Raw genomic sequence first — 25595 nt, forward strand, 5'->3', positions numbered from 1 at the left:
TCGGTTAAGGCGCATAATAGTAGTCGGCAACCTCTTTAACGGTAGCAACCCATAGCTGCTGCTTATTGGCAGCTAAGAAGTCGAGTAGCTTGCGGTGTGCTTGCGCGCTGACCGATAAATAATCGCCGCCGACACCGTGAAAGGTGATGGAACCAAAGGTTCCAGACGCCATGATACTTTTCACATAATCAATCATCGCATCGCCATCAACATCGACTGCTGCATAGGACGGTAGTTGATAACGTTGTGCGAGACTTGTTTGATTCCCACCATGTCGAGCTGCCACAAATAGAGGTTGGATTGCATCGATAAAGCTAGTTTGTGCAGCACTCGTATCGCCGCACGGATAGGCAAAAGAGCGTCGTTGTTGTTGATCGAGCATCTGCAATATGTCATTTGCCAATTTGGCTTCTCGTACCACACGAGCGACTGAATAATTGCTAAGATCAGATTCTTCGGTAATCCAGTCGCGATCTGGAATCACTGAGCTACCGTAACAAGGGTGAATTAGCGTGTGGTTACCAAGTTCGTGACCATTCTTCGCGGCTTGTTGCCACTCCTGAGAACGTGCCAGGAATACCGGCGATTCGATCGTGATATAAAAAGTAGCCGACAAGCCACGCTTATCTAACTCTGGTATGGCTATATCCAATTGGCTTGCCAGTGCATCGTCATAGGTGAGAGAGAGTGCGGCTACTCGACCGTCTGGCCAAGCTTTTGCTGGGGCGGACACCACACTCGACGCCGCGTAAACAGTGAGGCTTGCCAGCAGCAACAGACCGGTAACCAAATAGCGCATGACGCTGATTGTTAAGTGGCTGCCGCGATGACTCGTCCTAATAGCGGCTGGAGCTCGGTAAAATTTACTCAGTAATAACATCAGTGTTCTCCGTGTTTAGACAAAAAACTGGGGTTTATGCACGGTCTAGACAAGCGTTGCTTGAGGCGACCTATTAAGAATTTTAGAAAAGCCGTTGAATCTGGTGAATAAATTAGTCGCTGAAGATGTCAATCCATCAATGACAGACCACCGACAAAGCGCTAGAATCCGCTCAATTATTAAGCAATTCAAACAATATTAACGCATAACCATGTTCCACACTGAATCTTATGATGTGATTGTTATCGGCGGAGGCCACGCCGGTACTGAAGCGGCGCTTGCGTCGGCACGAACTGGTGCGCGCACTCTACTGCTTACTCACAACATTGAAACCATCGGCCAAATGTCATGTAACCCAGCCATCGGTGGTATTGGCAAAGGCCACATTGTAAAAGAAATTGATGCCATGGGCGGGGTTATGGCAGAGGCAGCCGACCAAGGCGGCATTCAGTTTCGAACGCTAAATGCCCGCAAAGGCCCAGCGGTACGAGCCACTCGTGCACAAGCTGACCGAGTTTTGTATAAAGCGGCGGTGCGTGAAATGGTCGAAAACCAAGAGAATTTATCACTATTCCAACAGTCGGCTGATGACCTGATTATTGAGAATGATCGGGTAACCGGCGTCGTTACTCAAATGGGGCTTAAATTTAGAGCCAAAACGGTAGTGCTTACAACCGGCACCTTTTTGGGTGGCATTATTCATATTGGGTTGCAAAATTTCCAAGGTGGTCGGGCCGGAGATCCGCCGTCAAATGCGTTGTCAACGCGCCTCAGAGAGCTGCCTTTCACGGTCGATCGACTGAAAACTGGCACACCAGCCCGATTAGATGCGCGATCAATTGATTTTTCGGTGATGGAAGCGCAACCTGGTGATACTCCGACGCCGGTATTTTCCTATATGGGCAATGCCTCACAGCATCCAGCACAAGTTAATTGCCACATTACCTACACCAACAGCAAAACGCATGATCTGATCCGTGCGGGCCTGGATCGCTCGCCAATGTACAGTGGTGTAATTGAAGGGGTTGGGCCACGTTACTGCCCGTCTATAGAAGACAAAATTGTGCGGTTTGCGGATAAAGACTCACATCAGATTTTCGTCGAGCCAGAAGGGTTGAAGACGCATGAGGTGTACCCGAATGGGATTTCAACATCCCTACCCTACGACGTACAGCATGCTTTTATCCGTTCGATTAAAGGATTTGAACAAGCGCAAATAGTTCGCCCTGGTTATGCCATCGAATACGACTTTTTCGATCCGCGTGGTTTAAAACCGACGCTCGAGACAAAATACATAGACGGCTTGTTTTTCGCGGGCCAGATCAACGGAACCACTGGCTATGAAGAAGCCGGTGGTCAGGGCTTAATCGCTGGCTTAAACGCAGCGCGTCAATCACGAGATCAAGAAGGCTGGTATCCGACGCGCTCACAGGCATACATAGGTGTGTTAGTTGATGACTTGATCACCATGGGAACCAAAGAGCCGTATCGGATGTTCACCTCACGAGCAGAGTACCGACTTTTGCTCCGTGAGGACAACGCAGATTTGCGTTTAACTGAAAAAGCGCGCGAGCTGGGCTTGGTGAACGATGCCCGCTGGGCCGCTTTTAGTAACAAAAGAGAGTCTATTGAATTGGAGCAGCAGCGCCTAAAGACCACATGGTTACGGCCTGGCACGGTGCCGGACGAGTTAGCGCAACAAGTAGTTGGAAACGTATTAAAAAAAGAAGCCAATTTGATGGAGTTGCTGCGTCGGCCTGAAGCAACCTATCAAACCTTGATGACTTTGCCTGGTGCTGGCACGCCCGTTGACGACCCTAGTGTGGCTGAGCAGCTGGAAATACAGGCAAAATATCACGGCTATATTGAACGTCAACAAGCCGAAGTTGAGAAGCAAAAAGGCCATGAGTTAACTATGTTGCGGGTCGATATGGATTATTCAGTGGTTAATGGACTATCAAACGAAGTGGCGCAGAAGTTAAATGAACACAAACCCACCACTATCGGTCAGGCATCTCGTATCTCGGGTGTGACCCCTGCCGCGATCTCGCTACTGCTGGTGTATTTGAAAAAGCATGGGCGAGCAGCCTAGTTATTTCACTATCTGAGCATTAAGCCTGGTGTTTCTAAAAATGGCGAAAACATGGCCTTTTCTATGCAATGCTGTATTAAGTTTCTGTTCGAATCAGGCTTAGCCTATAATCAGCGACCGAGTTTTGTTCTTTTGGGGCGCTTTTAACGCTGGGTAGATAAAACCGACATGAATGATTTTCAAACAAAACAAGAGCAGCACGCGTATTTAGCCGGCCGTATAAAGTCTGGACTGGATACGCTTGATGTTAGCTATGGCGAAGAAGCCATCGATAAGCTTGTCGTCTTTATGGAGTTATTGGCTGAGTGGAATAAAACTCACAATTTAACTGCCGTTGACGATTTAGAGGAAATGCTCAGCGTCCATATCTTTGATTGCGCGAGCATTCGGCCGTATGTGAAAGGCGCTTCGTTACTGGATGTAGGGAGTGGTGCTGGCTTGCCCGGTATGATTTTAGCGATTTTGTCACCGGCTTTGGCTGTGACATCAGTGGAGGCGCGGAATAAAAAAGCGCAATTTCAGATGTATGCGGCGAATAAGTTACAGCTTAAAAACTTCACTGTAGAAAACGTACGAATTGAGGATTTTCATCCTAAGGAAAAGTTTGGCATGATTACCGCTAGAGCTTTTTCCAGCATTGAAAACTTCGTTAATGGCTCGCGCGGAGCGATAGCGCCAAATGGTCGATGGTTGGCCATGAAAGGGGTTGTTCCGAAAGAAGAGTTGAAAGTTCTCAAGAAGCTAAACCTAAAATTTGATACCTTTGCACTTAAAGTTCCTGAGCTGGACGCGCAACGCAACTTAATTGTGATTAGCGCACCTAAATAATCCGACTATGGCAAAAGTAATATCTGTTACTAATCAAAAGGGTGGAGTAGGTAAAACCACGACAAGTATTAACTTATCTGCCGCGCTGGTTAAGCGTGGAAAGCGGATATTGTTGCTCGACATGGACCCACAGGGAAATGCCAGTGTCGGTCTGGGTGTTGATACCTCTGAGTTAGAAAACACGATTTACGACGTTTTATTAGGCGAAGCCACGGCGCGTGATGCAATTGTGCAAACCGACAGTGGTGTCGATGTAATGACCGCCAATGGCGACTTGGCCGGCGCGCAAGTCGAGTTATTGAACGAGATTGGCCGGGAGTTGCGGCTCAAGAAAGCGTTGGTCGAAGTGCTGCCTGATTACGATTATGTTTTTATTGATTGTCCGCCGGCGCTCAACGTATTAACGATAAACGCATTGGTAGCCTCTCATTCGGTGATGATTCCAATGCAATGCGAATATTTTGCGCTGGAAGGATTAAGTGCGCTAATTTCGACCATTCGAGCGATTCGTGAAACGCTTAATCCGAGTTTAAAAATTGAAGGTTTGTTGCGCACTATGTTCGATAAACGCAACAGTTTATCTGGCGAGGTGAGCCGTCAGTTAGAGACGCACTTTGGCAATAAGGTTTATGACACCGTGGTGCCGCGAAACGTGCGCTTAGCCGAGGCTCCAAGTTATGGTGAGCCAGCGATCAGTTACTCGCCGCAGTCCAAAGGGGCACGCTCTTATCTACTATTGGCGGATGAAATTCTTAAAATTGCCGCCGCTAAAACCACTTCTGCGTAAATACCCATGACGAGCAAAAAGAGAAAACGTTTAGGTCGAGGGCTCGAAGCCCTATTGGGTAACACTGAACCCTCAACGGATGGCGAGGTTAGTCGCGCATCTATTACCTCTGCACCGAATAATCTGCCAATTGAGAAGCTACAACCTGGGCAGTATCAACCGCGAACTCGGATGGATCAGGAGTCGCTTGAAGAGCTGGCCTCGTCGATAAAGTCGCAAGGGATCATTCAGCCTATATTGGTACGTCCTGTAGCGGGCGATAAGTATGAAATTATTGCTGGTGAACGGCGTTGGCGAGCGGCGCAAATTGCTCAGCTTGATGAAGTTCCGGTACTCGTTCGTAACATCCCAGATGAAGCGACCTTAGCGGTTGCGTTGATCGAAAATATTCAGCGCGAAAATCTTAACCCAGTCGAAGAAGCGGTTGGCTTAAAACGCTTGATGGACGAGTTTGAGTTAACTCATGAAGAGATGGCAAAAAGTGTGGGTCGATCGCGCGCAGCGGTTACTAACCTACTGCGTCTATTGAGCTTAAGTCATGGTGCTAAGCAATTATTGGAGCACGGGAAAATAGAGATGGGTCATGCTCGGGCGTTATTAGGCCTGCCGATAGAACAACAGGATTTCGCTGCTGCGGAGGTGTATTCTAAGCGTTTATCGGTGCGTCAAACCGAGGCCTTAGTTCGTGCTTATGCAAATCCCAAGAAGAAGACCAGTAAGCCATCCAAATCGGCTGATGTGCGTGGCCTTGAAGAGCAGTTAGGCGAAACCTTAGGAACTCGCGTTTCGCTGGAAGATAAAAACGGTAAGGGCAAGTTGATTATCGAATATAAGAATCTTGATGTGTTAGACGGCATCCTTGCCCATATTAAATAGCCTAATTTTGGCTATTTAATGACGCTGATTTACGGTGCTAGCAGCACTAGACCTATTTCAGTGACCGTAAGAATAATCCTAGTCCGCCCACGGCCAGCACTAAAATAACGATTAAGTCGAATGCACTCATGGCGCGGAAAGTGAATTGAATAGACGATATTACGCCAAACACTAAGGCTATTAAAGACCCGCCAGCCAATAACCAGCCGGCCCAATTTCGTGCGTTGTAAAATATAATGCCAACGCCGAACATAAAGGGAATCATGATCATACCGCTGGTGATACCCATGCTACCTATGCCATATAAACGTGCACCAAAACCAAAATGGCTGTAGACGTTTATCGAATTGAGCAGCAAGTAGACGCCACCACACATCATGGCTAAACCTATAAAAAATAGTCCTAGCCCACCATTAGTGCCACCAGCTCCACGCATAGTAATTTCCTCATTGTCGATGTTATATTTATTAGCGGCGTACAGCTTAGCAACACAACTCTCTGGATGATAGCGTCATCGTAAATACACTCGACGTAGGCTAAACCAGAAAATACTGAGCGCCAAAATGGCGATAATAGTACCCCATAAAAGATGACTACCGCCGATTGCTTGAGCGATTGCGCTGGTGTCCGAGTGACGTATTACACCATTTACCGATGCGCCTGGTGAGAATAGATAACTCAATGTGCGAGTCACCGTGTCGACTAACATGTGAACACCAATAAATTGAATTAAAAACTGGTGTAAACCGGGCCGACGCTGGCGTGCTAACCATAGAAACCCCAAGCCCATTAGCCCCATTACGGTCAAGCCGAAAATTGAGCGTATCCACAGCACGCAACTTACCAGAATAACGATACTTAGAATCAAAAACAGCCGAGATGACGAGGTGGTCGAGCGCCCGGCTACTATCAATGCGCCGCCAAACAATGCCGGTGCTAATAGGCCGCCGGTCGCTACTAATGCACTGCGCCAACCGCCTGATGGTAGGCGCATCTGTGCCAGTCCAGCGGCGTCGGAGTACAGCTCCATCTGAATAAATTTTCCACCAACTAACATCGCGGTTAAACCATGACCTAGCTCGTGAATAAAGGTGGTTAGGATGACAAATGGCCATTGGATCAAGCGCCCTATTGGGAACAGTGATAGGACGAAGAATACTAGTCCGGCTAGTAGCAATAAGGCGGCGGCGCGGCGGCGCGCCGATGATCGGTTTGTCATTGAGTATCAATGTGTCGAGTGGCTAATTGTCTATTAAAACATTAGCTACAAAAACAGACTACCCAATATTAGTAACCGGGTGAGAAGAGAAAAAGTTTCAAACGCTGTGCCTACTAAAAATTGGGTAAGTAACTAGTTTTAGGAATACATCAAAAGGGTGGGCCCTGCTGTTGTTAAAAATGGGTTGTCCCCACCCTTTCGTGATGTCATGACCGTTACGACGACATGCCTGGAAAGCAATAGGAATCAGCTAAGAAACCTTTCGGTGTAGTTATTGCATAACACAAGCTTGCGCCAGCACCAAAATCAAATGATGTGCTCACGTTGATATGGTTGTGATACATCAAGAGTACCGATGTCGATGTGGTTGCATTATTAACTAGATCGCCGCTGGTATCGATGGAGGTGGCAGAAATGCTAGAGTGTCGTATGGTTAGTTCGGAGTCATTGAAAATGTTTAATACGGGCTTGTTTGTACTAGTGTTGTCGATAGTTGAGCTCTCGATAAGTACCACGCTATTTGTACCAACGTTTACTGTATTGTCGGTATTGGACGCTAACGCACTATTGCGAACCATAATATCGTTGTTTGAGCCTTGTGCAGATAGTGCACGATCGCCTGCGTTAACGATGGCATTGTTGACCAGCACATTCTCTGTATCGTTATGTATGCGAATGCCGTCCTCGTCATCGGTGAGAACCTGTATGTTTTGAATAATTACGTTGTCACCGGAGGGAACCACTGCTCCACTGCTAGAACCAGAGCTGCTGTCTTCGATAGTTAAATCCGACAATGTGTTGTTTCCAGCAAGATCAATGGCGCGGTGGTGTGAGGCGGTTCCAGCGCTATACACAATGCTCACGCCCATGCCGCTGCCGCGCAGTGAGACATAGTCTGGCAGTATTATTCCAGCAGACCCCACATCAAACTGGCCAGGTTCCAACCAAATAACCCATCGATTAGATGTTGATGGAGAACTGATTTGATCTAGAGCGGTTAACACGGCTTGTCCATTTTCCGCGGCCGAACCGGATCCACCAACAATAATGGTTCGGTCAAAAGTGTCAATTTCTTGTACCACGGAATCGCCTGCCATGGGGATTACAACGACTTTGTTCTGTGCCAGCACGGTATTCGGTAAGCTGCATATCAAGAATAGGTTTGCTAACAAAATCGTTCGTTGAAAACATTGTGGTTTGATCATGATGAACTCTTTATAGGCTAAGTGTTTAGTCGGTAATATCGCGATACAGCTCGATATTTTGCGTTAACAGAATGAGGAGCGGTTAAGGCTGGTGACCAGACCCAGTTTAAAGACCAAGGGCGATATGCTCAAACGGCCAAATGACCGTCTTGTTAGTGAACTCAGTAATGATTGTTTGTGCCGTTGTCATCAATGGCGCTATCTGTGTCGATAAAAACATTGTTGCGGAGGTAAGAACTGTGTGCGTCATGTTCAAGTCGGATGCGTCCCGAGTTACTGATAAAGCGATTGTCCGTTATGCCTGTACCGACTACTTCTGCGCTCGACACCGAACCCAAGCCGAGTAAGATAAGCTGGCCCATGTTGACCACGGAGTTGCTGATAAAGCGATTCTTTAAGCTGCGAGTTTGGTCGCTTGCCAGACATGGGCCGCCAGCATTTGCTAAAACTGTCAGAGCGTATTGATCGCCACCTTGAATCGAATTACCTGACATCAAGTTATAGGATGAATTGTTGAGTCTGACTGAGCTGTTACCAGATGTTTCTAAGATTCGATTATTGATTAGTTTGTTGTTGTCTGAGTGGTTTAGGTGGATAGCGTAGTCGACACTTTTCCAAACAAGGTTGTTACTTATCGTGTTTTTGTTGGTTTTGTCACCGCATAGTTCAATGCCAGTTTGCGCTTGATAAAACTCGTTATTGTCGATCACATTCTGCTGACTAGTTAAGGTGGCTCGCGTGTTTTTGATAGATACGCCGGCACTTGAGGTTCGTATAAAGTCGTTATGCGCAACATAGCCATTGCTAGCTGAAGAAATAATCACGCCGAATCCACCTTCGTAGAATGTGACGTTGTCTACGGTCAAATAGTGGCTGCGCATAGAGTTAACCCCAGCCCAAAAACCTTTAATAGCACCGTTTCTAATGGTTACTCCTTTGTATCCAAAAATCGATATGCCTGCTAAATCACCGGTTCCTGAAACAGTATGGCCGTTGAGGTCAATTGTAACGCCGTCGGCAAATACTTCTAACGCGGTGTAGCCGGTGTCACAGAACAGATCTTCAGTTAATGTGATGTTGCCGAATACTCCATCACCGCAACTGACCGCTTGGACGATCTTTGGCGTGGCTAAGATAGTTGAGATGAAAATTAATAAGAAAATTTTGTGTAGGGTCATGTTAACGCTCCTTTGATTAAGGTCGATACTCGGTAGACGAGCCAGTTGGCCAAGGTGTTATTTTGTTAGCCTGCATCTTGTACGCTTTATTATGTCGTGCTCGCAATTTACAGCAACGGGCCATTTGACCACTTTGGTTATGCTCAACCTCTCTGCTATGGTGTCGTTGTACTAGACTCTTTGTTCGTTGATCTATAATGACTAATGCCAATTACCGAGTGCTAATTATTGACGACCATAAGCTGTTCGCTGATGGTCTCAAGTTGATTTTGCACAGTGCACAAGAGATAGCAGAGGTGGATATTGCTAGTGATGCTTTTGTGCTGCTCAGTGACAAAGAAAAGCTCTTAAGCTACGACCTTGTTTTGATTGACCTGCATATGCCGCGGTTTAGTGGGTTTGGATTTTTGACGGCCTTGAAAACACAGTCACTACCCGTAAACGTGGCGGTGATCTCCGGTACCGAGAAAAAATCCGAAATAGAGCGTGCAATCTTGCTGGGAGCCCGTGGGTTTATTCCCAAAGATAGCGAGAGCGTGGAGCTCAATCAGGCTGTGGCGCAGCTGTTGTCGGGTAAGCGCTACCTGCCCCAGCAATGGCTAGGTGAAATAGATTGGCTGCCGCCTGAAACCAAAGAAACAGTCAAATCACACCCGTTGACGGTACGTCAACTTCAGGTGTTAGAGTTGATGAGAGATGGTATGCAGAATAAACAAATTGCACTAATTCTCGGGGTCAGCACCTCTTCAGTCAAAGGCCATATAGAGTTGCTATTTAAAAACCTTAACGTCAATAACCGAACCGCCTGTGTGCAAGCTGCACGAGAAGCTCGACTTATCTAGCGGCGGCCGATTTTAGCAATCACAAGAGTCTGCAGTTCATGCAAATCGACAGGCTTGTAGATCACGGATAAACCACTGGCTCGAACCTCAGAGATATTCTCTGGCGCAGTATCGCCGGTGACCAAAATTGCTGGAATATCGGAGTTGTACTCTTCCCGAATCGCTTCTATGACGTCAGTGCCGCGGGCTTTGTCTTTGAGTCTTAAATCGGAAATAATTAGGTCCGGCATCTTGTTTTGTTGAGTTAATAGTTGGTTCACGGATTCAAATGACTCGCCGATAATAACGTCACAATTCCAGCTGCTTAGTACCAATTGCATGCCGTCGAGTATGGCTTGCTCATCATCGATCACCACCACAAGTTGACCGCTAAGATCGTTTTCTTTGATCGCTAAGTCGCCCTCAATGTTAACGCCTAATCCGCTACGGATCTTTAGTGTCACTGTGGTCCCATGACCGTACTCGGAATGTAAACTAATTCCAATTTTGGCGATATTACACAACCTTTTTACAATGGCGAGACCGAGTCCTAGGCCTTTTTCTCGGTTTCGTTCAGGGTTGTTGAGTTGTTCAAACTCATCGAATACGGAGTCTATTTTTTCGCTCGGAATGCCAATGCCAGTGTCTTCGATGCACAAGCTAATATGATCATCGAGTTTGCTCGCGCTGAGTGTTACTGAGCCTTCATTAGTGTACTTGACGGCATTGTCGATTAGGTTACGAACTACTCGATACAAAACCGTCGGATCGACGAATACGATAATTTCTTCGTCTATTTGGTTGTGAATTTCGATGCGTCCAGCTTTGGCGGCGTATTCATCGCACAGTTGTGCAACTAAGGTGGTCAGCGATACGTGTTTAGGAATAATGTCGATGGCTTTGGCGTCGAGCCGTGAAATATCGAGCAGGCTATGCAACATTCCATTCAAGCCTTTGAGCGAGGTACGAATCTTATCGAGAATTTCATGTCCAAGCGGCTTGGTCTGAACGGGGCCTAGTGCGTCGACAAACAAGCTGATGGCGTTCAGCGGTTGGCGTAAATCGTGGCTCGCCGAAGCAAGAAATCGATCCTTAGACGCTACGGCCTGTTCGACGGCTTCTTTTTCTCGCGCCAATTCGCGTAAAAGTCGGGCGTTGTTGTATTGGCTCTGAGTAGATCGTATAAACAGCGAGTTCATGTTCTTGGAAACATAAATCAGCATGGAAACATAGAATATTGCTAGCGCGCCGATGGTGCTATACAGCACGTCGGCCTCGTAGAACATCCGGCCAGCAAATGGTAACGTGATGCCCAATGTGAAACTAATAAAGCTTGGCTGGTGCGTAAATGTCACGGCCAGAGCCCCAGACACATAGCCAGTGTAGAGCGCTAGAATAAACGCTAGGTAGGTGATGTCTCCGGGCGCAAAAAATAGTACCGGTATCATTCCCCATATAAAGCCAACACAAAACGAGCTTCCGGTCACTGCGCGTTGCCACCGTTGCGGTGAAAACTGAGGCATTGACGGCGTCATGGTCTTATGAAAACGGAACGCAATTGATGAAATCACGACAGAGGCGACTAACCAAAGTAGCAGTTGCTTAGCGGGGAAAATCTTCCAGATTAAACCGACTGTCAGTACTGCTTGCCCGACTTCCGATAAGAACGATACCGTGGCATGCTCGGCGGTATTTTTTGCGCGTTCTTCTGCTAGATATAGATTGAAGTCATTTTGCATATGGGCAGGTCTCTTGTGCATGGGCGCTGGCATTCAACAGTGCGCGAAAACTCTTGTAATCATTGAGTTTACACCAGAAAAAAAGGACTCAACAAAAAGCCGTTCTTGCATTGCGAAACGTGATTCAAGCATTTATACTCCGCGAGCAGTAGAAATGAGCTATTTATGAATAATTCAGGGCCTTCAGACGACCAACTCAAGCGACGCGTAGTTGAGTCAAAATCAAGGCCGGATTTAATCGCCAAGCTTGCGCTGGCCCAATTGGCCGCTACGTTAGTCGTTAGTTTGCTTTTTTGGGCCTTTGTGGACACACCAAGCTCGATTTCGGCATTGTTTGGTGGTCTGGTTGTCGCGCTAGCTAATTTTTATATGGCAGCGAGAATGCGTGTTAAATCGAACACACAAGAAGCGTCTCAAATGCTAGCTCGATTTTATGCCAGCGTCATACTGAAGGTTTTATTCACTTTGGCAATGATGGTTATATTTATAATCTTCATCAAAGTGTCAATTGCACCGTTTATAATCACTTACCTATTGGTAGCGGTTGCAATAAATATGTTGTTTCTGTTGGTTCCCACGAATGATGTTGTTGTCCGGGAAGACCACTGAACAAACCACGAAAAAATTTAAAATTTAGTTTGAGAAATCAACATGGCATCTGAGAATGGTGAATTGACGGGCGCTGGTTATATTAACCACCATCTGACTAATCTGACATACGGGCGACTACCTGATGGAACTTGGGGGTTTGCTCATGGCGCTGAAGAAGCGGCGAGTATGGGCTTTATGGCTATACACGTGGACTCAATGGCGTGGGCTATTGGTCTCGGCATTATTATGTTTGGTGTATTGCGCGTAGTGGCGAACGGCTTTAGCACGGCAAAGCCGTCTAAATTACAGTGCTTTGTAGAAGCGCTATTTGACATGGCGCAAGGCTCCAAAGATAGCAGTTTCACGAAACACGCTAAAAATGACTACATTGCGCCACTTGCGTTGACCATTTTTGTTTGGGTTTTTCTAATGAACCTGATGGATTTGGTGCCAGTGGACTGGATACCTGAACTCGCCGTCTTGCTCGGTCTGGACTATATGAAAATAGTGCCGTCGACTGACGTCAATGTGGCGCTTGGTCTGGCTTTCGGCGTATTTTTAATGATTATCTACTACAGTCTGAAAGTAAAAGGCCCGATAGGCTTTACCAAAGAGTTGGCGTTCCAGCCCTTCGGTCCTTGGATGTTGCCTTTCAACCTGTTGCTGGAAGTAGTTGCCCTACTCGCGAAGCCACTGTCGTTAGGTTTGCGGTTGTTTGGAAATATGTATGCCGGTGAATTGATTTTCATCTTGATAGCAATGATGTATAGCGCAGGCTTAGGTTTTGGTTTGCTCGGCGGCGTTGCACAGCTTGGTTGGGCGATATTCCATATTTTGGTAATCACACTACAAGCCTACATTTTCATGATGTTGACTATTGTTTATTTGAGTCAAGCTCACGAAGAGCATTAGATAGCAGTATATATAGGCAAGCTTCATCCAACGATGGGCTTGCTCAAGGCTCGTCGGTTATTGATCGCTCTAGATGTATGGCAGAGGGATTGGTAGCGAGACGTTTATAAATGTTTTAATTTTAATTTTAATTTTTTATCTTCATAAAAATAGGAGTTCCAAATGGAAACTATCGTTGGTATGACCGTTCTCTCAATTGCAATTATGCTTGGTTTGGCTGCCATTGGCGCTGCGCTCGGTATCGCACTTATGGGTGGTCGTTTTCTTGAAGGCGTTGCACGTCAACCAGAAATGGCTAATTCACTACAAACAAAAATGTTTCTACTTGCCGGACTTATCGACGCGATTCCGATTATTGCGGTAGCAATCGCCCTTTACTTCTTGTTCGCATCAGGTTTGGTTGACTCAAGCGTTCTAGAGTTGTTGAAAGCAAACGCGAGCTAGTGTCCTGTTTTAACAAATCAAGAGGAACGAAGAGATGAATATTAATGCGACTTTAATTGGTCAAACCATCACGTTCTTTCTATTTGTTTGGTTCTGCAAGAAATTTGTTTGGCCTCCTATGATGAACGCCATGCAAGAGCGCCAGAAGCAAATTGCGGACGGTTTAGCTGCGGCTGAACAAGGTCAGCAAGCACAAGAGATCGCGAAAAAAGAAGCTGCATTGTTGGTTAGCGAAGCTAAATCACAAGCATCTGAAATTGTAGCGAATGCTGAGAAGCGCGGTAACGCCGTTGTTGATGAGGCGAAAGCTTCAGCGACATCTGAGAAGGAGCGTATTGTCTCTTCCGCTCAAGCTGAGGTTGAACAAGATGTACACAGTGCACGTGAGCAATTGCGTACTCAAGTGTCATCTATCGCCGTAGCGGCAGCCAGTAAAATTGTTGGTAAAGAAATCGATGAAACAGCTCATGCAGCGTTGATCGAAGACTTAGTCAAGCAGTTAAAAGCTGGTTAACGCTCATCTTGTTCGCACACCAAACAGGTAAGAAGAATGGCAGATAATGCATCCATTGCTCGACCCTATGCCAAAGCGGTATTTGATCTAGCGCAAGAGAGTGGCTCATTTGAGAGTTGGTCCGCTGCGCTGGAACATTTGGCTGCGATTAGTCGCGATGAGTCGTTTCAAACGTTGGTCTTGGACCCGCGTACAAACGATTCGCGCGTCGTTGAACTGTTAGCTGATCTTAGTAAAGACTCGCTACCAGAAGGTGGAACTAACTTCGTTAAATTGTTAGTTCAAAATGACCGTCTAGGTAGTTTGACCGATATTGGTCAACAATATGAAGAGTTGGTTGCTAAAGCTAAAGCAATTGTTAATGCTGAGGTGATTACCGCAATAGCATTGACCGACGATCAGAAAGCATCTTTGAGCTCAGCCCTCGAGACACGCCTTGGAATGAAGGTAAGTCTTGCGCAAACTATTGACGCCAGCCTAGTTGGCGGCGCGGTAGTAAAGGCTGGTGATATGGTGATTGACGGTTCGGCAAAGGGAAGAATCGAGAAGTTGACGACAACGCTGATGCGTTAGTCGCCAAATGAAACTTTTATTAACGTTGAGGACTTGAAGTCATGACAACGCAATTGAACCCATCTGAAATCAGTAACCTGATTAAAGATCGGATTAAAAATTTTGAAGCATCGGCTGAATCTCGTACCGAAGGTACGGTCGTAAGCTTAACGGACGGCATCGCACGTATCCACGGTTTGTCCGAAGCGATGCAAGGCGAGATGTTGGAATTCCCTGGTGGCGTGTACGGACTGGCTCTAAACCTAGAGCAAGATTCTGTTGGCGCGGTAATCATGGGTGACTATAAAAACATCACGGAAGGCGATACCGTTAAATGTACTGGTCGTATTCTTGAAGTGCCAGTTGGTCGAGCGCTTTTAGGTCGAGTAGTTGATACGCTTGGTAAGCCAATCGATGGTAAAGGCGCAGTAGAAACTACTGAGACTTCACCGATTGAAAAAGTTGCGCCTGGTGTTATTGAACGTCAAGGTGTTGATCAGCCGCTAGAAACCGGATTTAAATCGATCGACGCGATGGTGCCGATTGGTCGAGGTCAGCGTGAGTTGATCATTGGTGACCGTCAAACTGGTAAAACAGCCGTTGCGATTGACGCGATCATTAACCAAAAAGGCAGTGGCGTAAAATGTATCTACGTCGCGATTGGTCAAAAAGCCTCATCAGTAGCCACGGTTGTTCGTAAGCTCGAAGAGCATGGCGCCATGGAATACACCACGATTGTTGCCGCTAACGCGTCGGATTCGGCTGCATTGCAGTATCTAGCACCGTATGCTGGTTGCACAATGGGTGAATATTTCCGTGACCACGGCGAAGACGCATTGATTGTCTATGATGATTTATCAAAGCAAGCTGTAGCCTACCGTGAAGTGTCATTATTACTTCGTCGTCCTCCTGGTCGTGAAGCATATCCTGGTGACGTATTCTATTTGCACTCTCGTTTATTGGAGCGTTCATCGCGAATCAATGAAGCAGAGGTAGAGCGTCTATCTGGTGTGAAAGGTAAAACCGGTTCACTCACTGCATTGCCAATTATTGAAACTCAAGCTGGTGACGTATCCGCTTTCGTACCTACCAACGTAATTTCAATTACTGACGGTCAGATCTTTATGGAAACTGACTTGTTTAACTCAGGTATTCGTCCTCCGGTTGATCCTGGTTTGTCAGTATCTCGTGTTGGTGGTGCTGCGCAAACTAATATCATTAAAAAGCTTGGCGGTGGTATTCGTCTAGCATTGGCTCAGTATCGTGAGTTGGCTGCGTTCTCGCAGTTTGCTTCCGACCTTGACGAAGCGACTCGTTCGCAATTGTCACGTGGTGAGCGAGTAACTGAGTTGATGAAACAAGCTCAATATTCACCGATGTCTACGGCTGAAATTGCGTTGTCATTGTTTGCTGCAAACGAAGGTTACTTTGATGACGTCGAGAAAGAGCAAGTTGGTAAATGCGAAGCGGCGATGCAAGCGCATGTCCGTTCTAAGTTCGGTGATTTCATAGACAGCATTAATGCTAACCCTAAACTAACGGATGACGTTGTTAAGGGCTTGCACGAAGCGTTGAAAGACTTCAAAGCGAACGGGTCATTCTAGCTGAATGGTGCGCTGCTTCACGGCAGTGGCACCATGGCACTCAGATCTCCTGAGAACGCAGTACACCTCAGAAGCCAAGAGTCCGTAAAACCATGACTTTAGTTAACAGTACAAGAGAATATTATGGCAGTCGGTAAAGAAATTCGCGACCAGATCACCAGCGTAAAAAGCACGCAAAAGATCACCAAAGCCATGGAAATGGTGGCGGCGAGTAAAATGCGTAGAGCGCAGGACCGCATGTTGGCGGCGCGACCTTATGCTCAAAAAATCCGTTCCGTTGTAGCGCATATTTCGAAAGCTAATTTGGAATATAAACACCCGTTTACCGTTGCTCGTGACATTAAGCGTGTTGGTTATATTGTGGTGAGTTCTGACCGCGGTTTATGTGGTGGATTGAACATGAATGTGTTCCGTAAAACCATGACCGAGATGGCGGACTGGGATAGCCAAGGCGTTGAGATTGATATTGCGACAATTGGTTCCAAAGCCTTAGCGTATTTTCGGCGTACTGGCGGGAATGTTGTTTCGGAAGCATCTAACTATGGTGATAAGCCAAATCTAGATGATCTTCTCGGTGCTATTTTGTCGATGTTAACGGCGTATGAAGAAGGACGTATTGATCGCCTGTATGTGGTTTCAAACGATTTTGTTAATACCATGACGCAATCCCCTACTTCGTTGCAGTTGTTACCGGTGGTCGCTGATAAAGAAGCGAGCGCTGAAGTTCCTGCATTGTTTGATTATATCTACGAGCCTGAGGCAAAACCGATTCTTGATGTTGTATTAAAACGTTACGTCGAATCGCAGATTTACCAAGCCGTGGTCGAGAATGTTGCATGTGAACAGTCGGCTCGAATGGTCGCAATGAAATCGGCCAGTGATAATGCCGGCGATCTTATTGGTGAGCTTCAGTTGGTATACAACAAAGCGCGACAAGCAGCGATTACTCAAGAAATCTCTGAGATTGTGAGTGGTGCCGCTGCGGTTTAAGCCCATCGGTACGAAGTCATACTCTAGCAGTTAGAACATTTTTAGAAAGAATTTAAAATTTAGTATTTAAGAGGAAACCAAAATGAGTTCCGGAAATATTGTAGAAATAATCGGCGCGGTTGTGGATGTGCAGTTCCCCGCAGACGCTGTGCCAAATGTTTACGACGCGTTAGTGGTACCCGATGCGGATTTGACGATGGAAGTTCAAGCGCAATTGGGCGACGGCATTGTCCGTACCATTGCGATGGGCGTAACTGAAGGTTTGAAGCGCGGATTGGCAGTCAACAATACTGGCGCGCCGATTTCGGTTCCGGTTGGTCAAGGTACTCTTGGTCGCATCATGGATGTTCTTGGTCGCCCAGTTGATAACGCTGGTGAGGTAGACGCAGTTCGACGTGATCCAATTCACCGTGAGCCACCAGCCTATGCAGATCAAGCCTCTGATACGGCTATCTTAGAAACTGGCATCAAGGTAATCGACTTGATTATGCCAATCGCTAAGGGCGGTAAAGTTGGTCTATTTGGTGGTGCAGGTGTTGGTAAGACTGTGACGCTGATGGAACTTATTAATAACATCGCGGTAGCGCAAGAAGGTTTGTCGGTATTCGCTGGTGTTGGTGAGCGTACTCGTGAGGGTAACGACTTCTACTACGAAATGAAGGAAGCCGGCGTACTTGATAAAGTAGCCATGGTTTACGGTCAGATGAATGAGCCTCCAGGTAACCGTTTGCGTGTTGCGTTGTCAGGTTTGACGATGGCTGAATATTTCCGTGACGAAGGTCGTGACGTATTGATGTTTATCGACAACATCTACCGTTACACATTGGCGGGGGTTGAGGTGTCAGCACTGTTGGGCCGTATGCCTTCTGCGGTAGGTTATCAGCCTACCCTAGCGAGTGAAATGGGCGCACTTCAAGAGCGAATCACTTCGACTAAATCAGGTTCAATTACGTCTTTCCAAGCGGTATATGTACCGGCGGATGACTTAACTGACCCTTCTCCAGCTACGACCTTTGCTCACTTGGATGCGACCTTAGTATTGTCTCGTCAAATCGCCGAGCTTGGTATTTACCCAGCGGTAGATCCATTGGACTCTTCGTCGCGACAACTTGACCCATTAGTCATCGGCGACGATCACTACCAAGTTGCACGAGGTGTGCAAAATACACTTCAACGTTATAAAGAGTTGCGCGACATTATTGCTATTTTGGGTATGGACGAGTTGTCTGAAGAAGACAAACAGATCGTTGCCCGTGCGCGGAAGATCCAACGTTACTTGTCACAACCATTCTTTGTTGCGCAAGTATTTACTGGCGCAGACGGTAAATACGTATCTCTGAAAGACACGATCGCCGGCTTTAAAGCGATCTTGAGCGGTGAAATGGATCAATATCCAGAGCAAGCGTTCTACATGGTCGGTGGAATCGAAGAAGTGATCGAGAAAGCTAAAGGAATGAGCTAAGCTTATTTCGCTACGCTTTGCTCATTCGAAATCGTGATGTCGGCTGTTTAGTCGGCGTCACGCCACGAGCAGATTGAGAGAAATGTTATGAGTACAATGCAAGTCGAAGTAGTCAGCGCTGAGAATGAAATCTTTTCAGGTGAAGCGACTATGTTGATCGCCACCGCGACATCTGGAGAACTGGGTATTTATCCTCAACATACTCCGTTGTTAACCAGTCTTAAACCTGGCGATGTACGTGTACAGACAGCCGATGGCGAAGAGCAAGTTATCTACGTGTCCGGTGGTATTCTTGAGGTGACACCGAAGAAGGTTACAGTGTTGTCCGATACTGCGATCCGAGCGGATGATTTAGATGAAGCAGCTGCCTTGGATGCCCAGCGTAAAGCAGAGCAAGCGTTGAAAGACAGCAAAGCTGATATCGATTACGCCCGAGCGAGAGCTGAATTGGCACAAGCCGCAGCGCAACTACAAGCACTAAAAAAACGCATGAAACGACGTTAGAACTTGTTTTAGCGACGATAAAGCCCGTTACTTTCTGAGTAGTGGGCTTTTTTTTGGCTTACCGGTATAGAAATGGCAAGTTTATGGTTTATTAACGCAAAGCAGTGAATTTACCTAACATCGCCCTTATCTGATATAAATAGGCAACCACAATTTTAGAGGACACATAAATGGGCACTGGTACTATTCTTCTTATCGTCTTTATCGCAGTAGTGCTGTTTGGCATTAGCATGTACAACCGTTTGGTAGCCGGCCGTAATGGTTACAAAAATGCGTTTGCGCAGATCGACGTGCAGCTGACCCGCCGTCACGATTTGATCCCAAATTTAGTGGAAACGGCTAAAGGCTATATGGCTCATGAAAAGGATACCTTAGAGGCGGTTATTCAAGCTCGTAACACCGCTGTGTCGGGGTTAAGTGCTGCAAAAGCCGATCCCACTGATCCGAATGCTATGAAAGAGCTAGGACAAGCGGAACAAGGGTTAACTGGAGCGCTAGGTAGACTGTTTGCTTTGTCGGAATCGTATCCTGACCTTAAAGCTAATGAAAACATGATGCAATTGTCGGAAGAGCTGACTACCACTGAAAACAAAGTATCGTTTGCACGCCAGGCGTATAACGATTCCGTGATGCTATATAACAATCTTCGGGAGCAATTCCCAAGTAATTTCATTGCCAGTTGGTTTACTTTTAAACCGGCAGAGCTATTGGAATTAGAAGACGAAAAAATGCGTGAAGTTCCAAAAGTATCATTCTAGTTAGGTAAGACTGCTAAGGCGATACAACAACGTTGTATCGCCTTACTCGTATCAACAGCCAGTAGGTATAGGACGCTGCCTTTATGAATTTTTTCGAACATCAAGCGCGCGCACGTAAACAATCGCGTTGGATCATCATCGCGTTTATTGTCGTGACGTTGCTGATTGTGTTGGCGATAGACCTAATCGTTATGGCCGTTTTCGCCGTACAAGCGCCGGTGGCTGATGGTGTTAACTATGTGTCACAAGGTGCTTTTTCACAGTTTACCAATCCAGATGCATGGATCGCCAACTCAGGCATTCTATTAATAAGTAGTGGCGCGACAGCCGGACTCATCGGTCTTGCTAGTCTCGGCAAAATTGCCAGCTTACGCAGCGGTGGCGGCAAAGTCGCACGTGATATGGGCGCAACCATTGTCACAGCCGACACTCGCGATCCGCTTAGACGTCGTTTATACAACGTGGTAGAAGAGATTTCATTGGCTTCTGGTGCACCGGTTCCAGAAGTTTATGTGATGGAAAATGAACCCGGTATCAATGCGTTTGCGGCTGGATATACGGCGGCTGATGCTGCAGTAGCGGTTACTCAAGGTGCACTAGAAAAACTTAGTCGTAGTGAGCTACAAGGTGTTATCGCGCATGAGTTCAGCCATATCTTTAATGGAGATATGCGTATCAATATCCGCATGATGGGGATTATTTTTGGGATTACCGTAATCGCTATTGCTGGACGAAAGTTTTTACACGCTACTAGTTTTCGCCGCTCATCTTCACGTGATAATAATGCCGGTGCAGTAGTCGCAATCGGTTTAGGATTAATGGTCGTAGGCTACATTGGGCTGTTCTTCGCGCGGTGGATGAAATCGGCACTTTCTCGCCAACGCGAATACCTCGCTGATGCGTCTGCCGTTCAATTTACCCGAGACCCGAGCAGTATTGCTGGCGCGCTTAAAAAAATTGCGGCATACAGTCATTCGTCCTATTTGAAAGGTGATGCTGAAGAAGTCAGCCACATGTTGTTTGGAAGTGGCTATCGGCAGTTTATGTTTGCCACACATCCACCACTCGAAAAGCGCATCGAGCGTATCGAAAAGCGCTTCGACCCAAGTGAGATCACTGCTTTGGCCGCTAAGTTACGGAGTAACGAGCACCGCGAGCACGAAGAAGCTACCATTGCCGCACAAGAGCAACAGCGTAAAGCCGAAAAGAAGAAATCTGGTGGCATCTTCGATATAGAAAATATTATCAGCAATATTGGCAATCCTGATGTTGAACGAATCGCCGCTGCGGCGATGTTAACTGCTTCTATATCTGACGGCTTGTCGAGCGCGGCACACAGTCTGGAGTGGGCGCCAGAAGTAATGCTCTATTGCCTACTCGACAACGACCAAGCGTTACGCGATCAGCAGCTTATGATCGTAATTGAAAAAATGGGCGATATCAGTGAGCAAAAGCTACAACACTTGTTAACCGCGCATGGCACCGTACGCGCTGATCAACGTCTCCCGCTATTGGAAATTTGTTTTCCAAGCCTCAAACGTCGCCCTTTTACCGATGTTGAGAAGCTTTTGGCTACGGTCGACCTCATGGCATCGGTTGATAATCGAATTGATTCTTTCGAGTATTTATTGTCGCGCCTAATCAAACAATATATGCACGAGGCTAACATTCCGAGTAAGACACGATTGCACGGTTCTAAGAAATTATCATCTTGCGTTGGCGAACTAACTACGGTTGTTAGCGTGGTCGCTGCACATGGTCAAAATAGCCAGTCCGCGGCTGGCTTACAGGCGGCTCAAAAAGCTTTCCGAGCCGGTATGGCGGTAGCTGATATTAATCATACCAATTTAAGTTTCACAGACAATTGGCATGAGGAAGTTGATAAGGCCATAGATAAGCTTGATAACTTAACCTCTAAAGATAAGTCGACCGTGGTTGCGGTTTTGGTGCGAACTGTATTGGATGACCGCAAAATAATTACAGAAGAACACGAAATGTTGCGCGTGCTGTGTTCTTTAATTCATGTACCGTTGCCGATTTTAAACGAAGTCGCATCTGTTTAAGCTGGTTCAGCTACATGTTTATGTCGATGTGTTTTGTGTTAGGCGAGTTTGTTTTCAATCGAACTAACTACGCATGAGTCCACACTACACTAATTTGGCCAAATACCCGATTTGGCTACGTGATACGCCGAACGCGGTACATCGCTTCGAACCGCGCTTGCAAACTTTGATTACGGATAAGGGTTCACTTACCGCCGCACTCATTCGCTTAGGTCGAGGAGCCTTTCGGGTCAGAGTCTTGCGGCAAGCTATTGCCTTGCCGTATTTTCACGAACAAAGGAAACTCGCTAGGCCACTTTCAGCCGCCGCAATGATTCGCGAGGTAGAGTTGTTGGTGCATGATGTGCCGGTGGTTTATGCGCGCAGCATTGTGCCGTTAACGCTGGTCAGCCAAGGTAGAAGTGGCCTTGCTAATCTCGGCCGCACGCCGTTGGGGCATCTATTGTTTAAGGATGGACGAATACGAGTTTCCAAGCGCGAGTTCTCGACCCCAGAATTGAATACTACCGTGTTAGCAGCGAGGCGGACTCCTTATGACTATCAGGGATCGACCATTTTAGTGAGTGAATTCTTTCTACCAGCAATCTACTCTTTTCTGACTTGAATAGGCTAATACACGCGAACTAGCGAACTAGGAATAAAAAAGAGCCAGCAATGCTGGCTCCTTTTTAACAACCTAGTAGAACTCGTTTATGTAAGTAGAGGCGCGATAACGAGGCTTACAATAGCCATTACGTTAATTAAGATATTCATCGACGGACCTGAAGTATCTTTAAATGGATCGCCTACGGTGTCACCGACAACGACTGCCGCATGGGTATCTGAACCTTTGCCGCCGTGGTTACCACGTTCTACGTATTTCTTGGCATTGTCCCAAGCGCCACCGGCATTGGCCATAGTAATTGCAAGTAATACACACCCTAGCAGTGCGCCGCCTAACATTCCGCCTAAAGACTCAGCGCCGATACCAAATCCGACTATGACTGGCGCAGAAACCGCTAATACACCAGGCAAAATCATCTTTTTGAGTGCCGCTGTTGTCGCAATATCAACACAACGAGCGGTATCTGGTTCGGCGGTACCTTCTAGTAATCCTGGAATCTCCTTGAATTGACGTCGCACCTCTTTAATCATGTCAAACGCCGCGTCTCCGACTGCTGTCATGGTAAGACTGGATACCCAAAATGGAAAAATACCGCCGATAAACATTCCCACTAATACTTCAGGGTTGTTAATTTGTAGGCTGAAATCTTCAATCCGTAGTGACACTGTTTCAATGTAGGCTGAAATTATGGCTAATGCCGCGAGCGCTGCCGCACCGATTGCAAAACCTTTACCGATAGCAGCTGTGGTGTTGCCGACTTCATCCAGCGAGTCGGTGATCTTGCGTGTATCAGCGCCAAGACCGGCCATTTCAGCTATGCCGCCAGCATTATCAGCGACTGGACCATAGGCATCAATCGCCATGGTAATGCCGACGGTCGCGAGCATGCCGACTGCGGCGATAGCAACGCCGTACAACCCAGCGAACTCGCTGGCAAAGTAGATAATGCCACACAGGGTTAAAACCGGAATAATGACCGACTGCATGCCGATCGCCAAGCCTGCGATTATCACCGTAGCGGCGCCGGTTTCGCCGGCAGCGGCGATGGTTCGAATTGGTTTACCCGCGGTGTAGTACTCAGTGACTAAGCCGATAATGATGCCGCCGACTGAGCCGATAACTACCGAATACCAAACCGATGTGGCAATGCCAAACCGGTCGATTAGAAAATAAGAGGCAGCGATAAACAAGATGGAAGAACCCATGGTTCCGGCGCGCAATGCTTTTTCGGCTGAGCTACCACTCATCAGAGAGACTAATAGAATGCCTAACACTGAACAGATTAAGCCGACCGACGAGAGTGCTAGGGGGAGCCCCATTAAGGCCGCAGAGTCGCCGCCTAGAGCCGCGACCATGCCAGTGCCCAGCGTAGATGCAATGGCAATGGTGGCGATCATAGAGCCACAATAAGATTCAAAGATATCTGAACCCATACCCGCCACATCACCTACATTGTCACCGACGTTGTCGGCGATCACGGCAGGGTTGCGAGGGTCGTCTTCAGGTATACCGGCTTCAACCTTGCCAACTAGGTCAGCGCCGACATCAGCGCTTTTTGTGAAAATGCCACCGCCAACACGAGAAAATAACGCGACAACTGATGCGCCCATGCCGAAGCCGTGGATAGTGTGCACGCTTTCAACATCTGTACCGTAGACAAAATAGAGTGTACCGAGGCCGAGTAGCCCCATTGAGGCGACAGTGAGGCCCATGACTGAGCCGCCATTAAACGCTGTCATCAATGCCGCTGCGGCGCCCTTCTCATGGGCTGCTGTGGTAGTGCGAACATTGGCTTTGGTGGCTGTGAACATGCCGATATAACCTGCTACTGCTGAGCAAACTGCGCCGAGCAAAAAGGCGTACATCGAATGTATTCCGAGATCTGAAATGGCAATTAGTACGGCAAGAACAGCTACGAAGGCAAACAAAATAGTGTATTCGCGTCGCATAAACGCCATTGCACCAATGTGGATTTGCTTACCAATACTGGTGACTTTGCCCTCCATTACCCTCTGTTTTGAGATCATCACATAGATGACTAGGGCAAATAAAAGGCCAACGATTCCAAATAGGGCTGGTACGGCTTGTACAGACATAGACTGTCCTCCGGTGGTTTCCCCCATGCGGTGACAGACTTGCCAAGAAAGCCGATAAAGCGATAAGTAACCCCGCACTGTTCCTGCGAACCGAACATCAAGGTTCGAATCTAAGGCGGTTAATGGCGTTTATCTAACGGTTTTTGAAACTAAAAAATCTAACTTGGTTCGACCTCAAATCCACTTATAAGGGAGTAAATAATAATTATAGTTTTTGCTTTACTTTTCGACTCTTTTTAGTCGTGTGCGGCTGTTTATGGCCGTCAAATCAGTATAATACAGCCACTTTTTCAAGACCAATCTTTCGGAGCAATCAAGATGTCTTTAAATAATGTGGGTCCAGGCAGTTCTTTACCTGATGATATTAACGTTGTCGTAGAAATACCTCGCTATGGTGATCCGATTAAATACGAAGTTGATAAAGAAACAGGCGCAATGTTTGTGGATCGCTTTATGTCGACTGCAATGCATTACCCATGTAACTATGGTTATATTCCGCAGACACTTTCCGATGATGGTGACCCAGCCGACGTGCTGGTTCTTGCGCCGTTCCCATTGGTAACAGGCTCGGTAGTTCGATGCCGCCCAATCGGCATGTTAGAGATGGATGATGAAGCTGGTGGTGATGCCAAAATTTTGGCTGTGCCAATCGAAAAGCTGACTAAGTTCTACAACAAAGTAACCAACTACCGTGATGTTCAACAAGAAATGTTGGACAAAATCGCACACTTTTTCGAGCACTACAAAGATCTAGAGCAAGGTAAGTGGGTAAAGGTCAAAGGTTGGGTCGGAAAAGACGAAGCTCGTCGAGAGATCCTTGAAGCGGCTGAACGCTACCAAAAGACGTTATAAACTGAGTTACATTTGTATTGACGC

Annotated in this window: 25 protein-coding genes; 18 read left to right on the forward strand and 7 right to left on the reverse strand. The window is 46.9% G+C overall.

Translation table 11 applies throughout. The annotated features are described in order from the left end of the window. Nucleotides 1–4: 4 nt before the first annotated feature. The gene (locus tag DFR28_RS05755; RefSeq protein ID WP_113953309.1) at nt 5–880 is read right to left on the reverse strand and encodes a polysaccharide deacetylase family protein; all 876 of its coding nucleotides are present in this window, start codon (nt 878–880) and stop codon (nt 5–7) included. A gap of 211 nt (nt 881–1091) precedes the next feature. Between DFR28_RS05755 and mnmG the strand changes: the two genes are divergently transcribed. From mnmG to DFR28_RS05775, 4 genes are all read left to right on the forward strand, one after another. Continuing rightward, entirely contained in the window at nt 1092–2972 is a 1881-nt protein-coding gene (gene mnmG / locus DFR28_RS05760; RefSeq protein WP_113953310.1) for a tRNA uridine-5-carboxymethylaminomethyl(34) synthesis enzyme MnmG, read from the forward strand. Nucleotides 2973–3140: 168 nt separating this feature from the next. Continuing rightward, nucleotides 3141–3800 (forward strand): 16S rRNA (guanine(527)-N(7))-methyltransferase RsmG, encoded by a 660-nt coding sequence (rsmG, locus tag DFR28_RS05765; protein WP_113953311.1) that lies wholly within the window; start codon nt 3141–3143, stop codon nt 3798–3800. A 7-nt stretch (nt 3801–3807) separates the two neighbouring features. Beyond that, nucleotides 3808–4587 (forward strand): ParA family protein, encoded by a 780-nt coding sequence (locus DFR28_RS05770; protein WP_113953312.1) that lies wholly within the window; start codon nt 3808–3810, stop codon nt 4585–4587. A gap of 6 nt (nt 4588–4593) precedes the next feature. Beyond that, a complete protein-coding gene (locus DFR28_RS05775; protein ID WP_113953313.1) occupies nt 4594–5463 on the forward strand; it encodes a ParB/RepB/Spo0J family partition protein in 870 nt (289 codons plus the stop codon). Between the two features lie 52 nt (nt 5464–5515). On the opposite strand, the gene DFR28_RS05780 is transcribed toward DFR28_RS05775, so the two are convergent. From DFR28_RS05780 to DFR28_RS05795, 4 genes are all read right to left on the reverse strand, one after another. Continuing rightward, nucleotides 5516–5899 carry a hypothetical protein gene (locus tag DFR28_RS05780; protein ID WP_113953314.1) on the reverse strand — a complete coding sequence of 128 codons (384 nt, stop codon included), beginning with the start codon at nt 5897–5899 and terminating at the stop codon, nt 5516–5518. Between the two features lie 75 nt (nt 5900–5974). Then, a complete protein-coding gene (locus DFR28_RS05785; protein WP_113953315.1) occupies nt 5975–6682 on the reverse strand; it encodes a M50 family metallopeptidase in 708 nt (235 codons plus the stop codon). 215 nt (nt 6683–6897) lie between these two features. Further along, the gene (locus tag DFR28_RS05790; RefSeq protein WP_113953316.1) at nt 6898–7887 is read right to left on the reverse strand and encodes a right-handed parallel beta-helix repeat-containing protein; all 990 of its coding nucleotides are present in this window, start codon (nt 7885–7887) and stop codon (nt 6898–6900) included. A gap of 161 nt (nt 7888–8048) precedes the next feature. Next, complete coding sequence (locus DFR28_RS05795) at nt 8049–9065, reverse strand: right-handed parallel beta-helix repeat-containing protein (protein ID WP_113953317.1); 1017 nt, start codon at nt 9063–9065, stop codon at nt 8049–8051. 197 nt (nt 9066–9262) lie between these two features. Between DFR28_RS05795 and DFR28_RS05800 the strand changes: the two genes are divergently transcribed. Continuing rightward, nucleotides 9263–9907 carry a response regulator gene (locus DFR28_RS05800; protein ID WP_113953318.1) on the forward strand — a complete coding sequence of 215 codons (645 nt, stop codon included), beginning with the start codon at nt 9263–9265 and terminating at the stop codon, nt 9905–9907. Here DFR28_RS05800 and DFR28_RS05805 read toward each other — a convergent pair. Continuing rightward, entirely contained in the window at nt 9904–11625 is a 1722-nt protein-coding gene (locus tag DFR28_RS05805; RefSeq protein ID WP_170131989.1) for an ATP-binding response regulator, read from the reverse strand. The genes DFR28_RS05800 and DFR28_RS05805 overlap by 4 nt on opposite strands. Before the next feature lie 165 nt (nt 11626–11790). On the opposite strand from DFR28_RS05805, the gene DFR28_RS05810 reads away from it, so the two are divergent. The 12 genes from DFR28_RS05810 (at nt 11791) to DFR28_RS05865 (ending at nt 22623) form a co-directional block, all read left to right on the forward strand. Next, nucleotides 11791–12234, forward strand: coding sequence for an ATP synthase subunit I (locus DFR28_RS05810; protein WP_113953320.1), 444 nt, complete (start codon nt 11791–11793; stop codon nt 12232–12234). A gap of 42 nt (nt 12235–12276) precedes the next feature. Further along, nucleotides 12277–13128 (forward strand): F0F1 ATP synthase subunit A, encoded by an 852-nt coding sequence (gene atpB / locus DFR28_RS05815; RefSeq protein WP_113953321.1) that lies wholly within the window; start codon nt 12277–12279, stop codon nt 13126–13128. Between the two features lie 162 nt (nt 13129–13290). After that, nucleotides 13291–13572, forward strand: coding sequence for a F0F1 ATP synthase subunit C (atpE, locus tag DFR28_RS05820; protein ID WP_113953322.1), 282 nt, complete (start codon nt 13291–13293; stop codon nt 13570–13572). A gap of 34 nt (nt 13573–13606) precedes the next feature. Beyond that, nucleotides 13607–14086, forward strand: a complete 480-nt coding sequence (locus DFR28_RS05825; RefSeq protein ID WP_113953323.1) for a F0F1 ATP synthase subunit B — start codon at nt 13607–13609, stop codon at nt 14084–14086. A gap of 36 nt (nt 14087–14122) precedes the next feature. Next, a complete protein-coding gene (locus DFR28_RS05830; RefSeq protein WP_113953324.1) occupies nt 14123–14659 on the forward strand; it encodes a F0F1 ATP synthase subunit delta in 537 nt (178 codons plus the stop codon). Between the two features lie 41 nt (nt 14660–14700). Beyond that, nucleotides 14701–16242 (forward strand): F0F1 ATP synthase subunit alpha, encoded by a 1542-nt coding sequence (gene atpA / locus DFR28_RS05835; RefSeq protein WP_113953325.1) that lies wholly within the window; start codon nt 14701–14703, stop codon nt 16240–16242. 123 nt (nt 16243–16365) lie between these two features. Next, complete coding sequence (gene atpG / locus DFR28_RS05840) at nt 16366–17232, forward strand: F0F1 ATP synthase subunit gamma (protein ID WP_113953326.1); 867 nt, start codon at nt 16366–16368, stop codon at nt 17230–17232. 82 nt (nt 17233–17314) lie between these two features. Next, nucleotides 17315–18694 (forward strand): F0F1 ATP synthase subunit beta, encoded by a 1380-nt coding sequence (gene atpD, locus DFR28_RS05845; protein ID WP_113953327.1) that lies wholly within the window; start codon nt 17315–17317, stop codon nt 18692–18694. Nucleotides 18695–18781: 87 nt separating this feature from the next. Continuing rightward, nucleotides 18782–19198 (forward strand): F0F1 ATP synthase subunit epsilon, encoded by a 417-nt coding sequence (locus DFR28_RS05850; protein ID WP_113953328.1) that lies wholly within the window; start codon nt 18782–18784, stop codon nt 19196–19198. Nucleotides 19199–19368: 170 nt separating this feature from the next. After that, nucleotides 19369–19956, forward strand: coding sequence for a LemA family protein (locus DFR28_RS05855; protein WP_113953329.1), 588 nt, complete (start codon nt 19369–19371; stop codon nt 19954–19956). A gap of 83 nt (nt 19957–20039) precedes the next feature. Beyond that, nucleotides 20040–22019 carry a M48 family metallopeptidase gene (locus tag DFR28_RS05860; RefSeq protein WP_113953330.1) on the forward strand — a complete coding sequence of 660 codons (1980 nt, stop codon included), beginning with the start codon at nt 20040–20042 and terminating at the stop codon, nt 22017–22019. Between the two features lie 73 nt (nt 22020–22092). Beyond that, on the forward strand, nt 22093–22623 hold the full coding sequence (locus tag DFR28_RS05865; protein WP_113953331.1) for a chorismate--pyruvate lyase family protein: 531 nt from the start codon (nt 22093–22095) through the stop codon (nt 22621–22623). Nucleotides 22624–22709: 86 nt separating this feature from the next. Here DFR28_RS05865 and DFR28_RS05870 read toward each other — a convergent pair whose 3' ends face one another. Further along, on the reverse strand, nt 22710–24719 hold the full coding sequence (locus tag DFR28_RS05870; protein WP_113953332.1) for a sodium-translocating pyrophosphatase: 2010 nt from the start codon (nt 24717–24719) through the stop codon (nt 22710–22712). Between the two features lie 318 nt (nt 24720–25037). Between DFR28_RS05870 and ppa the strand changes: the two genes are divergently transcribed. Further along, the gene (gene ppa, locus DFR28_RS05875; RefSeq protein ID WP_113953333.1) at nt 25038–25571 is read left to right on the forward strand and encodes an inorganic diphosphatase; all 534 of its coding nucleotides are present in this window, start codon (nt 25038–25040) and stop codon (nt 25569–25571) included. The last annotated feature ends 24 nt before the right edge of the window (nt 25572–25595 follow it).

The sequence above is a fragment of the Arenicella xantha genome, assembly GCF_003315245.1.
GTDB classification, from domain to species: domain Bacteria; phylum Pseudomonadota; class Gammaproteobacteria; order Arenicellales; family Arenicellaceae; genus Arenicella; species Arenicella xantha.